The following is a 12,709-nucleotide window of genomic DNA, read 5'->3' as shown; positions in this document are numbered from 1 at the left end:
CCCGCATTTCGTCAATTGGAACCTTCCTTGCCTGAATATACAGTATAACTATCAAGACAAGGGAGGCAGTTGTAACATGAAGCATGAAGCTGTGGATCATAAACTGGAGGCGGATCCAACCGGTTCCAGCCAGGTACAAGTGTGGGAGACGAGCGTGTTGATACCTACATATGAGGCGGGTGAAGCTGACCCGAATCCTATGTTTCTGGAGAAAAGAGTCTATCAGGGAAGCTCCGGCCGTGTGTATCCGCATCCGGTGATCGAGAGTATCTCGGATGTGAAGCATGATAAAAATTACAAATTGGTTATTCTGGAGAATCAATATATCCGTATTGAGATCATGCCGGAAATCGGCGGCAGAATCTATCGCGCGCTTGACAAGACGAACAATTATGATTTTGTCTATTATAACCGCGTCATTAAGCCTGCGCTGGTAGGCCTTGCTGGTCCTTGGATCTCCGGAGGAATTGAATTTAACTGGCCCCAGCATCACCGTCCTAATACATTTGGTCCAGTTGAATACAAATACGAAGCAACAAACGATGGCAGTGCTACAGTATGGGTAAGTGAGATTGACCGGATGTACGGCACAAAAGTCACTGTAGCCTTCAAGCTCTATCCGGACAAGGCCTATTTGGAAATCAATGCTCAATTATACAACCGGACACCTGAGCCGCAGACCTTCCTGTGGTGGGCAAATCCGGCCGTAGCGGTTAATGAATATACGCAATCCGTGTTTCCACCAGACGTAACGGCTGTATTTGATCATGGCAAAAGGGATGTCTCGCGTTTTCCTATCGCTACCGGAACTTATTACAAACAGGATTACTCGGAAGGCGTTGATATTTCCCGGTATAAGAACATTCCGGTTCCGACTTCGTACATGGCTTATAAATCCGATTATAATTTCGTCGGCGCATATGATCACGGCGTAGAGGCCGGATTGCTGCATGTGGCGAATCATCATATTTCTCCCGGCAAGAAACAATGGACCTGGGGGAATGGGGAGTTCGGTCAGGCGTGGGACCGTCAATTGACGGATGAAGATGGCCCATATATTGAACTTATGACTGGAGTGTACACAGACAATCAGCCTGACTTCACTTGGCTACAACCCTACGAGGAGAAGACCTTCACCCAGTATTTCATGCCTTACAAAAACATCGGTGTCGTAAAAAATGCCTCCATCGAAGCAGCCATCAATCTGGAAGTTGATGCTGAAGCCCGAGAGGCAGTGATCAAGGTATATGCAACATCTAAACTCGAACATGCCGTTGTGGAGTTGAGTGGGGCAGCAACCCGGTATTTGCAGGAAACGGTTGAATTGTCCCCGGTAGATGTATATCAGAAGGCTATACCGCTGGAGAGCGGGGAGCAGGAGCATGATCTGAAGCTTTTGGTCCGAAATAGGGAAGGCAGGCTGCTGATTTCCTATTCACCGAAACGTCCGGCTATTGAACAGATCCCTGAAGCTGCTAAACCACTGGTAGCACCAGAAGAACTGCGTTCGACCGAAGAACTGTATCTGGCAGGCCAGCATCTGGAGCAATATCGGCATGCTACGTTTGAGCCTGAAGCGTACTATCTGGAAGGATTGAAGCGGGATAACGGTGATATCCGGTTGAATGTAGCTTATGGAACTTTACTGCTTCGTCGTGGATTATATATAGACAGCGAACAGTATTTCCGCAAAGCGATTGAACGGTTGACCTGGCGCAATCCGAACCCATATGACAGCGAGGCCTACTATCAGCTGGGAGTAGCACTTCGTGGTCAAGGCCGTTTGGATGAAGCTTTTACTGCTTTTCACAAATCGGTATGGTCGGCAGCGTGGCAGGATGCAGGGTACCTCTCACTTGCTCAGATCTCCAGCTTGAAAGGCCAGTACACCGAGGCTCTGGAGCAAGTTGATCGTTCACTCATCCGCAATTCACGAAACTACAAAGCACGTAATCTGAAAGCCGCATTGCTGCGCAAGCTTGGTCTGATTGATAATGCAAAGGCCTGTGCGCTTGAAACCCTTGAATTGGATGTTGCGGATTTTGGAGCTTATAATGAGTGGGCTTTGGCTCATACAGCTATGGGAGACAAGGATGCTGCACAAGGTATTCAGACTGAATTGCAGCAATTGATGAGAAATGACGCTCACAACTATCTGAATGTCATCGCAGACTATATGGACAGCGGTTTCTATGAAGAAGCCATTGCAGTTGGGGAAAGGATGATGAATTCGGAGAATTCCGTCTATCCAATGCTGCATTATGCACTCGCTAAATTATATGAACGTATCGGACAACATGAACATGCTCAAGAAGCTCTTCGTAATGGACAAATGGCCAACCCCACCTATTGTTTCCCGAACACGTTGTTTGAACTTGAGCTGCTGGTAAGTGCAGTTCATGCTAATCCGCAGGATGACAAGGCTCATTACTATCTCGGAAACTTCTATTATGACAAGAAACGACCTATTGAGGCGATTGCGAGCTGGGAGAAATCCCGCGAACTGCGGGATGATTTTCCGACGGTACACCGAAACTTGGGGTTGGCCTACTATAACAAGCAGAACAATCCGCAAGCGGCCCTAGCTTCGCTTGAACAGGCATTTGCTTGTGCACCGGATGAGGGGCGTATTTTCTTTGAACTGGATCAGCTGCGTAAGAAGCTTGCGTGGTCAACAGACGAACGCCTCCATATCCTTGAAGAGCGGCGGGATCTGGTTGAGAAGCGGGATGATCTGTATGTGGAATACGTAACGCTGCTAAACAATCTTGAACGTTATCAAGAGGCAATCGCTGCCTTGTCTCTGCGCAATTTCCATCCGTGGGAAGGTGGAGAGGGGAAAGTGACGGGGCAATATAAGTTGGCTCATACCGAGCTTGGTAAACAAGCGCTGCAGAACGGTCATTATGAAGCAGCAGCTCAGTATTTACAACAAGCACTAGTGTATCCGCTGAATTTGGGTGAAGGTAAGTTGGAAGGAACTCAGGAGAATAATATTTATTATTATCTCGGCATGGCCTACGAAGGTCTGCAGCGGGAAACAGAAGCCATCTCCAGTTACACCATAGCTTCACAGGGTCTGGATGAGCCGACAAGTGCGTTGTTCTACAACGATCAGCCGCCAGAAATGATCTTCTACCAAGGGTTGGCTTGGTTGAAGCTCCGTAACGGGAAGGAAGCTAAGCGCAGTTTTAATAAACTGATTGATTATGCTGAAAAGCATATTTTTGACGACATCAAAATGGATTACTTTGCTGTATCCTTGCCGGACTTCCTAGTATTTGAGGATGACCTGAACCGGCGCAATGTAATCCATTGCCGGTACATGAGGGGCTTGGGACTTCTGGGGCTTGGCCGTGATGAAGAAGCTGGAACCGAACTTAAGTTGGCCCTGGAAATGGAGCCTAATCATCAAGGGGCGATGGTTCATAGACGGTATTCCCGGCAACTGCACGAAGGATTTCAACCTTGATACTCCATCATCAAAGAGATGTAGAGATATTGTCCATTGGCCGCTTTACAGAGAAGAAATCTGTATTGCTAAAAACAAAAAGAGGGTGTAATGATAATGGATGTAGTGCTTAGCAAATTGCCGCGTAAACTGACCATCACAATGTGGGATTTCTCCTGGTACACCATGACTTTACCTGGAGAACCGTACAGTGATCTTGAGGCTAGGTTTAAGGAAGCGGTGGAGAGAGGCTACAATACAATTCGAATCTGTGCGATGCCTTTCTTATTGTTCACGGCGGCCGGCAAGCGGCCGGGCCCGTTACACTTCGGCAGCCTTGGAGAGATCGGGCAGCGGACACGCTGGTACAACTGCCGGGGCGGCGCCCAGCTGGATGGGCATGCGCATTTGCTGGAGTTATTCAGACAGGCCAAGGCCCATGGCTGTTATATCATCCTGTCTTCGTGGGAATATCAGCAGAGCCCCAGCTTCCTGGCCTTTCCCGGGTTGCGTGACGAGCTGGCTGCCATAGCTCCGGAGGAGCGGTTTATGGCTATTGCGAGATCCATGGATCAGCTTATCCGGTATATAAAATCGGAAGGATACGACAAGCAGATCGTCTACGCGGAGCTGCATAATGAGGTGGAGTTCGGGCAACTGACCGACATTGGAACCGCTCAAGGCATTGCCCCGTCCAATGTGCCGGCTCTGGTGGAAACCATGCAGCCTTATATTGAAGAAGCTGTGGGATATCTTAGAAGTGTCCACCCGGATATCCTGATGACAGCAAGCTATACACTAAATGAAGCCTACCCCAAATCCTATGTGGCGGGAAATTTACAGGTTGCACATTTCCATCTGTATATCAAAGGGGTACTGAATGAACTAACCAAAGCGGCCGGACTTGATGATGAGCAGGCACCTTTTCCCGGCGCATTCGTCCAATCACTCCTGCGGGAGGATGCGCCTCCATTTGAAGAGTATACGCTACCGCGCGGCCAAGAATGGAGGATGGAAGGAAATCCAGTAGGGCTAAGATTGCTCTATCTGCATGACTGGGTGGAGCCAGATCAATGGGATCTTTTTTTATACGACAATTATAGTAAACATAAGCTGGCTATGCTGCAAAAGGCAGATATGCGTTTCGAGGAAGCTAACGAATGGGCCGCTCATTCCGGGTTACCGGTTGTTATAGGGGAAGGATATGTGGGCTATACGCCGCTGTTAGCCGGATTCGAGGAAGGGCCTGTCGGGAAATTTATTGCAGAGTACGCGCTGCGTAAAGGAATAGCACTTGGCTTCTGGGGAATGACTCTATGCTCTAACTGTGCACCGCATCATCCCTTCTGGGACGATGTCGCCTGGCAGCAGAAATGGAATCGATATATTCTTGAATCGCAATAGCTGTAGCTTTTTTAACGAAATGCCTAAGGAATAACAAAATATAAAAGACCTTGGTGCCCGCATAAACTACGGCGTTCTAAGGTCTTTTACCGTTTCTAAGCATCAGGTTCTAGCAAGCGTCATGCAGTGATATTAGCTGGAAGGTTCTAGAGTTTGATTTGGCGTTGGATCGGAGTGGCTACACCTTTTTCATGGTGAATCCGTTGCAATTTAAACGAGCTAATTCCTTGGATGCCGATTGAATAACGTGGTACTAGATGATAATGTGAAATAAGGGCGAGGCTTCCTCTTTGTGGGAATATACTATTTGAATCGAGGTTCTGAAAATGAGGATAAAACGAATTGTCACCAATATTAATACACAAAACGTTCCAGCAGCAAAAAGCTTTTACCAGGACGTGCTTGAACTTGATTTATTGATGAATCATGGTTGGATTGAAACATACGGATTACTTGGGGAGGAGAACGTTCAAATCAGTATCGCCACACAAGGTGGCTCCAATACACCTACACCTGATCTTTCGATTGAAGTCGATGATGTCGATGTAGTGTACGAACGCATGAAAAGCGCGGGTTATACAATAGAATATGAACTTACGGATGAACCTTGGGGAGTTCGTCGATTCTATGTACGTGATCCATTTGGTAAGCTAATCAATATTCTTGCTCATGATCATTAGATCAGGTCAGGGCGTGTATACAAGCAGCAAGGTTGTCAACATACTCGGAAGTTTTGTGAGCGCCTTCTAATATTCTTGTGAAGTTCTTTTCCCCCATTGTTTTTGTATTTCTTATAGAATAGCATACAAGTTACTGGTCAAATTAAAGCATTTTCTTTAAAAATCATTGTATATTGGCTTGAAGTATTGGCATTCTTTTCTCGGATGTTATGATTAAATAAAAGTCGTAAATTCGAGCAGTACAATGACAGATTGAATCAGAATGAATCATGTTTGTGTCCGAGGTAAAGACGCTTACTCATCACTATGGGGGGAAACAAGAATGATGAATGTTTTGTTAGTGGATGATGAGCCATGGGTACTGGAAGGTCTGCGAACAATGGTGAATTGGAACAAATACGGTTTTCAAATTTGTGGAGAAGCCGAGAACGGAAACGCCGCTTGGTCCATTATTGAGGACCTTCAGCCAGACCTGGTGTTTACAGATATTCATATGCCTTCTGTGAGCGGACTTGAACTGATTGACCGTTCAATACAAAAACTTGCCAAACCGCCGCGATTTGTCATATTAAGCGGATATGATAGCTTCGATTATGCGAAAACAGCGCTGGAACAGCGTGTGGAGGATTATTTACTCAAACCCATTGATGAGGTTGAGATTGAAAACGTATTAGAACAGATGAGTCGTAAAATTCAGAACGAGCTTGTCGCTGAGAAATTGCATCAACACGAGCGTACTTTATATGTAAATTGTTTGTTCAACCGCCTGTTTCAGGGTGAGGACAGCAGCGAACTGCAAGCCGAAGTGGAAAGTATATTGCAAATGGAGGGTCATGAGAACATGGCCTGTCTTTTAATTGAAACGGATACTTGCAATGAGGAGATAAAGTTACAGGTACAGCGTTTTGCTAGCGCTCATCACTACGAATTTTTTATGGATGCTGAAGGAAGAATGGGTGTGTTTGCTGCTGAAATTGAGGATTCTCTGAGTTGGGTTGAGAGGCTAGGAAGAACCTTGTTTGAGATGTACTCCGGTCATGGATCGATTATTGTGGCATTTGGATATCATTCAGGTGGAGTAGTCGCTATGCGGCCGGCATATGAAAAAGCATTTTCTGCTTTGAAATGGAAGCGTTATCAAAAAGGGAGCGGCATTATTCGCGATCAAGATTTGCCAAGGGATGGTAACATGGCGATTGTGAATCAAAAAGCTTTGACTAACCTGTTTAAAACCCTTTTAACGGGTGAAGAGGATGGGCTGGAGAGAGAGGTACATGAGCTGCTTACTAATCCAGATTCAGGGCTGCCTGTGTCAGATATAGAATATGTTCGGGTACAATTGCTTGCCCTTGAAATGGGAGTTCTCAAGCAACTGAAGGAGCTGGATGGGGATGTAGACAGGTTTGTGTTGCTGTTACAACATATGTTGGGCGGCTTAACCGACATTGATTCCTATCCTGCATTTCGGGAATATGCACTTATATTAAGTCTCAATGCTTTACGAGCTCTTCAGGAGCAGCGGAAAGAAAAAGAATGCAGTACGATTTTTCGCGTAGTGCAGTATGTTAACCTTGAGTTTCGGGAGAAGCTGCAGCTCCAGGAAATTTCACAGAAATTTCATATGAATGCCAACTACTTGGGGCAAGCCTTCAAACAGCAGACTGGAAAGTCTTTTCGGGAATATCTGAATGATAAACGGATCGAGGAGGCGAAGAGACTGTTGCGTCAGAGCTGTTGTAGCATAGCTGAAGTTGCGATCCATTCAGGATACCCCAATGCCGACTATTTTGTAAGTCAGTTCAAGCGAATGACAGGTATGGCTCCCTCCGCGTACCGAAAACAACCATAGATCCGATTCGAAAAGTAACGAAAGAAGGATGGCGATTGAAGACATGTTTAAGAAATTCCGATTTCGCGGCATCGTGAACGATATTCCTTTGAACTACAAGTTTATGCTGATCTACGTCATCGGTATTTTGCTTCCGATAATAGCAAGCAATTATTTGTTCATGGATCGTATGTCGGGGCTAATCAAGGAGCGGGAAGAGCAGAATCTGCAAATCTCGCTGGAGCGGGCCAGAAAGGACATTCACACCATGATTGACGGGGGGATCGCTGTCAGTCACGCCTTAATCACGGACAAGCTGTTGTCCGAATCCATGGATCGTGTATACAATGGCCAACTGGATTTCTACAATACGTTCGATGAACAGCTTCGCCATCGGGTGACTTCCTATATGCCCGTGAACAATCAGATCCAGCGAATCGGCATCTACACAGATAACCCAACGATTGTGTCTGGAGGTGATTATTATTATCTAGATAGCTCAAAGAACGCCAGTGCCTGGTTCAGAGAATGGGAAGCGGCAGGGGAATCACTAAATGTACTCGCTTATCGCGATCAGGCAGCGAATGATCGCGCGGCGACCGCGTCGTATTTTAGCGTGATTGAAAAAATGGACTATTACAACTCAGACAACTCTTACAAGAAGCTGGTGCGCATTGATTTTTATCTTAATCGATTCTATGACGTTATTGCGAGAGAGAAGAGTTCGCTGGATCTGTATTTGGTCAACGCCAAAAATCAGATTATCGTGTCCACAGATGACAAGTATCAGGGCGAGGTAGATAGTGATTATGCGTTGTTTGATACGAGCAAGGCTGCGGACAAGGACCTACATATCGTTCCGATTGGCAAGGCCAGCTATGTGAAAGGTTGGAAGCTCATTGGCGTGCCTCAGGAAACACGTGTCAAACAAGCGATGCTCTCCATGAAGCTCTATTTCGGCATGCTCGCCGGTATTATTACTTTGGTTACCTCCATCTTCATCTATGTCATGCTGCGTTCATACAATTATCGAGTGAAGCGTCTGTCCAGACATATGCAAAAAGTGGGGAACGAGAAATTTGATCTGATCAACATTGATGGTGGACAGGATGAGATAGGTCATCTGATTCGTAATTTCAATATGATGACGGCTCAGATCCATTCCTTGATCAATAATGTGTACAAGCTTGAAATTCAGCAACGGAGCCAGGAGGCTGAGCGCATTCGCGCTGAGCTGAATTTGCTGCAAAGCCAGATGAATCCTCATTTTTTATTTAATACGCTCAATGCGTTGCTGGTGGTAAGCACCAAAAACAATTATGTGGATGTCAAATATATTATCAAGGACCTATCCAAGTTGCTCCGCCGTTTGTTGAATTGGAAGGACGATGTGGTCACGCTGGAAGAGGAAATGAGTTTTACGGTCATGTATCTGGGGATTGAGAAATTCCGTTTTCGAGACAAGTTTGAATATTACATTGATATTAGCGATGAGGCGAGGCAGTATAGAATTCCAAAAATGAGTATCCAGCAATTGGCCGAGAATGCTTGTAAACATGGAATTCAGGCTATTGAGGGGCTCGGCTATGTGAAGATTAAAGCGGAAGTTGTGAGCGAGCGCCTGCGCGTCGTTGTATCCGATAATGGTAAGGGCATGGATAAGGAACGGCTGCAAGAGGTTCTGTATCATATGCGGAGCAAGGAGGAGAGCGGGGGGAGTAATATTGGCATACGCAACGTATATCGCCGTCTTGAATTGTATTATGACGATAAAGTGAATTTTAACCTGGTGAGCAGAATAGGTGAGGGGACAGAGGTCTCCTTCGAAATTCCATTGCAACTTCTAGAGCATCAGGGTGAAGAAGGAGGCAGGGACAATGGCATTCAAAGTGCTGCTGATTGATGACGAGCCATGGGCGCTAGAGGGTTTGCAGCTGTGGATTCCATGGGGAAGTCTTGGCTTTGAGGTATGCGCTATGTGTGGCAACGGTGCAGAAGGGTTGAAACGAATGGAAGAGCTAAAGCCGGATCTTGTCATGGTTGATATTCAAATGCCAATAATGAATGGACTAGAAATGATTGAAGAATGGCGACGTAGAGGAAACTGGTCGACCAAGTTCATTATTCTTACGGGGTACAGCGATTTCGAGTTTGCGCGAAAAGCGCTTAAATTCAAAGTTTCCGGTTATCTGTTAAAACCACTGGATGAGGAACAGGCGGAGTCCGAGATTCGCACGATGGGCATGGAACTGCTAAAGGAGCAAGAGCAGCTTTATATTGGACAGATTGCATTGAGAGAGCAGGAAATTTTGACGATGAAGCAGGCTTTATTAGGCAAAGTGCTATCTACAGAAGGAACTCAACTAATGCAGTCCCTGTCCCGGTCAGCTCAATCCTGGATTGTATGCCTGGTTCAGGTATCCGAGAAAGAGTTTGGCCGGTGGAGCAGTCTTGCTTCAGAGATTCTGAACGGACCACATGTCATTTATATCATTCGTATGCGAAATGATCTCGTATCCATTGTGTTCGGCGATGTTTCCCCCGGACCTACGAGAACGAGCGATAATTTAAGAAATCAAATAGAAACACTGGCTCGCCGTCTGGCGGGCTTTCGTACATATATGGCGATTGGCTCAACCGAATCCTCTCTTTATCACATCAGCAACTCCCGAATAACAGCGGAGAAGGCGTTGCTGCACGCCTTTTATGAAGCGGAAGGGAACAGCATATTGGATTATGCTGATATCCAGAACCATGATTTTCAAAGGCATAACAAACAGGTTGAACTGATCGAGCGAGTACTGGGAGCACTTCAGCTCATTGATTACGCCAACTACCAATCCGCTGTGGAGTTTATGGAGCAATCCTTTCGACAGATGCGGGTCCATCCGGATGAGGCCCGAAAATTTGTCATTTACCTTCTTCATGAAATTCGGGCTTACATGAGGGCGCAAATGGCAGAAAATTCAGAGAATTACCGTATGTTCGAAATTCCGGATCTGGATGAAGCACTGTTAACCTTTGATGATTTGATTGGCATGCTGCATTCGTGCGGAAGAGTCTGTTTTGAGTTTTTGCTCAAAGAGAGCGTCTTCGAAGCGCAGGGTATTGTACAGGATATCAACGATTATATTCATACGCATTTCCGGGAGGGATTGACCATTAAGTTGCTGTCGGAACGTTTCTTCCTGCATCCGGCCTACTTGGGACAACTGTTGATACGCAAAAATGGGATCGGCTTCAATGAACTGCTTCATAACCTGCGGGTTGAGGAGGCATGTCGGTTGCTACAGATGAATCAGCACAAAAATAGCGAGGTCTCGGAAAAGGTTGGATACGCCAATTACCATCATTTTTTAAAGCAATTTGAGAAACGCATGGGCATGTCTCCTAACGAATATAAGAAAAACGTCTAGCGATGTACCTTCAAAGAAGCCAGACCGCGTTTAGTAGAAGTTTTTCTTGAAATATCAGGAAGCATTGCTCTGAAGTTTAACCATTTCGATATTATAAGAAAACCTGAGCTTTTCTCGGAAAGAGCTATAATTCGAATATAGTTTCCATAGTGATGTAAATTTATAATTAAATTATTCAAATGAAAGGGCTTTCATATAGTGAGATCAAACTTTGGAGGTGCTTTATGGGGGACAGTAAAAAATCATTCTTCCGTATGGGGGCAACACTGTTATTGTCGTTGAGCGTTGTGCTAGCAGGATGCTCAGGTGGCAATTCAGGTAGCGGAGAAGAGAGCAGTAAAGGTAGTGAGGTGGGGGCTGACAATCCGTTAGAAATCTCGGTATTTCTGAACGAGGCCGGACAACAGCCAACCGCTGACAACAAAATCTACAAAAAAATCAAGGATGAGCTTGGCGTTACATTCAAATTTGAATTTTTGGCTGGCGACAAGAACCAAAAGCTTGGCGTCATGATTGCCGGAGGAGATTATCCGGATCTGATCTCTGCGGATACCAAGCTGACAGCAGCCGGTTCGGTCATTCCGTTGGAAGACCTGATCGAGGAGCATGCGCCTAATCTGAAGAAGCACTATGAGAAGTACTGGAACCAGATGAAGGACCCTAACGATGGACATATCTATTACTTGCCCAACTATGGTGCATACAACGGTGAGGTGTCGGATACCTACTACAGCGGACCAGCCTTCTGGATTCAGAAAGCCGTGTTGAAAGAGTTTGGTTATCCGACGCCAAAAACACTGGACGAATACTTCGACTTGATCGCGAAATACAAGGAGAAGTATCCCACGATCGACGGCAAGCCGACCATTGGCTTTGAAGTATTGAACTATGACTGGAAAAACTGGGGATTGCTAAACCCACCACAGCATTTGATCGGTCATCCGAATGATGGCGGTGTCGTTGTAAACGACGGCAAGGCAGAGATCTTTGCAGACAAGGATTACGCCAAAACGTACTATGAGAAGCTTAATGAAATTAACGGCCAAGGCTTGCTCGACAAGGAGGCTTTTGCCCAAAACTATGATCAGTACATGGCCAAATTGTCTAGCGGCGCAGTGCTCGGTATGTTCGACCAACACTGGAACTTCGGCAGCGCGGAAGATTCCTTGAGAACGCAGGACAAAATCGAACGCACGTATGTCGGCTTCCCGCTGGTATACGACAGCAGTACGAAGGACTACTATCGCGACCGCGCAGCGCTTAACCTCAACAATGGTTACGGCATCACTGTAAGTGCTAAGGACCCTGTGAAAATCATTAAAGCGCTCGACAAGCTCATGGAAGAAGATTGGCAAAAGACACTCACTTGGGGCATTCAAGATGAAGACTATTATGTCAACGACGAAGGCCGTTTCATGAAAACCCAAGAGCAGCGCGACAATTCTGCGGATGCCGCCTGGAAGCTGGCCAACAAAGCAGATGCCTTCTACGGCACTGGGCCGAAGATGGAAGGTTACTTCAGCGATGGCAACGCCACTTCGGCAAGCAATCAGCCAGAGGAATATCAGGCTAGCTTGAAACCGTTTGATAAAGAAGTTTTGGATGCATATGGATTCAATAGCTTCGTAGACTTCTTCAGTGATCCGCCAGAAAACCCGATCTATTACCCGGCTTGGTCCGTCGATCTGGTTGAGGGCTCTCCAGCCAAAATTGCCAATACGAAGCTGAACGAATTATCAACCAAATATTTGCCGAAAGCGATTTTGGCTAACACATCCGAATTCAGCAGTGTATGGAGCGAATACGTTTCCGAAATTCAAAAGCTGGATATCAAGGCTTTCGAAGGCCGCATCAATGAAGTATTGCAGTGGAGAATCGATAACTGGTCTGTGAAATAAGAAATTGCTGTCAGGAAGGAAGGCTATCTTCC

Annotated in this window: 7 protein-coding genes; all 7 read left to right on the top strand. The window is 46.0% G+C overall.

Annotated features, from left to right (window positions below):
* The first annotated feature begins 76 nt into the window (after window positions 1-76).
* The 7 genes from ACDJ58_RS15815 to ACDJ58_RS15785 all read left to right on the top strand — a co-directional run bounded on the left by ACDJ58_RS15815 (window position 77) and on the right by ACDJ58_RS15785 (window position 12,677).
* Window positions 77-3,472: a DUF5107 domain-containing protein gene (locus tag ACDJ58_RS15815; protein ID WP_413371831.1), complete on the top strand. Its 3,396-nt coding sequence runs from the start codon at window positions 77-79 to the stop codon at window positions 3,470-3,472.
* Between the two features lie 96 nt (window positions 3,473-3,568).
* Window positions 3,569-4,855, top strand: coding sequence for a cellulase-like family protein (locus ACDJ58_RS15810; RefSeq protein WP_413379686.1), 1,287 nt, complete (start codon window positions 3,569-3,571; stop codon window positions 4,853-4,855).
* Window positions 4,856-5,181: 326 nt separating this feature from the next.
* Window positions 5,182-5,535, top strand: a complete 354-nt coding sequence (locus tag ACDJ58_RS15805; RefSeq protein ID WP_413371830.1) for a VOC family protein — start codon at window positions 5,182-5,184, stop codon at window positions 5,533-5,535.
* A gap of 322 nt (window positions 5,536-5,857) precedes the next feature.
* On the top strand, window positions 5,858-7,384 hold the full coding sequence (locus tag ACDJ58_RS15800; protein WP_413371829.1) for a helix-turn-helix domain-containing protein: 1,527 nt from the start codon (window positions 5,858-5,860) through the stop codon (window positions 7,382-7,384).
* Window positions 7,385-7,427: 43 nt separating this feature from the next.
* Complete coding sequence (locus ACDJ58_RS15795) at window positions 7,428-9,266, top strand: sensor histidine kinase (RefSeq protein WP_413371828.1); 1,839 nt, start codon at window positions 7,428-7,430, stop codon at window positions 9,264-9,266.
* Window positions 9,241-10,779, top strand: a complete 1,539-nt coding sequence (locus tag ACDJ58_RS15790; protein ID WP_413371827.1) for a response regulator — start codon at window positions 9,241-9,243, stop codon at window positions 10,777-10,779. Before ACDJ58_RS15795 ends, ACDJ58_RS15790 begins: the two co-directional genes overlap by 26 nt.
* Window positions 10,780-11,003: 224 nt before the next feature.
* Window positions 11,004-12,677 carry an ABC transporter substrate-binding protein gene (locus ACDJ58_RS15785; RefSeq protein WP_413371826.1) on the top strand — a complete coding sequence of 558 codons (1,674 nt, stop codon included), beginning with the start codon at window positions 11,004-11,006 and terminating at the stop codon, window positions 12,675-12,677.
* Window positions 12,678-12,709 lie beyond the last annotated feature (32 nt).

Source organism: Paenibacillus taichungensis (assembly GCF_047302525.1).
GTDB lineage: Bacteria > Bacillota > Bacilli > Paenibacillales > Paenibacillaceae > Paenibacillus > Paenibacillus taichungensis_B.
The sequence above is the reverse complement of the archived record's forward strand: the minus strand, read 5'-3'. Positions and strand labels throughout refer to the sequence as shown.

What these genes read in the sequence shown, in the direction of transcription:
- ACDJ58_RS15795 (WP_413371828.1), top strand. Translation starts at nt 7,428, where the DNA reads ATGTTTAAGAAATTCCGATTTCGCGGCATCGTGAACGATATTCCTTTG.
- ACDJ58_RS15815 (WP_413371831.1), top strand. Translation starts at nt 77, where the DNA reads ATGAAGCATGAAGCTGTGGATCATAAACTGGAGGCGGATCCAACCGGT.
- ACDJ58_RS15805 (WP_413371830.1), top strand. Translation starts at nt 5,182, where the DNA reads ATGAGGATAAAACGAATTGTCACCAATATTAATACACAAAACGTTCCA.
- ACDJ58_RS15790 (WP_413371827.1), top strand. Translation starts at nt 9,241, where the DNA reads ATGGCATTCAAAGTGCTGCTGATTGATGACGAGCCATGGGCGCTAGAG.
- ACDJ58_RS15785 (WP_413371826.1), top strand. Translation starts at nt 11,004, where the DNA reads ATGGGGGACAGTAAAAAATCATTCTTCCGTATGGGGGCAACACTGTTA.
- ACDJ58_RS15800 (WP_413371829.1), top strand. Translation starts at nt 5,858, where the DNA reads ATGATGAATGTTTTGTTAGTGGATGATGAGCCATGGGTACTGGAAGGT.
- ACDJ58_RS15810 (WP_413379686.1), top strand. Translation starts at nt 3,569, where the DNA reads ATGGATGTAGTGCTTAGCAAATTGCCGCGTAAACTGACCATCACAATG.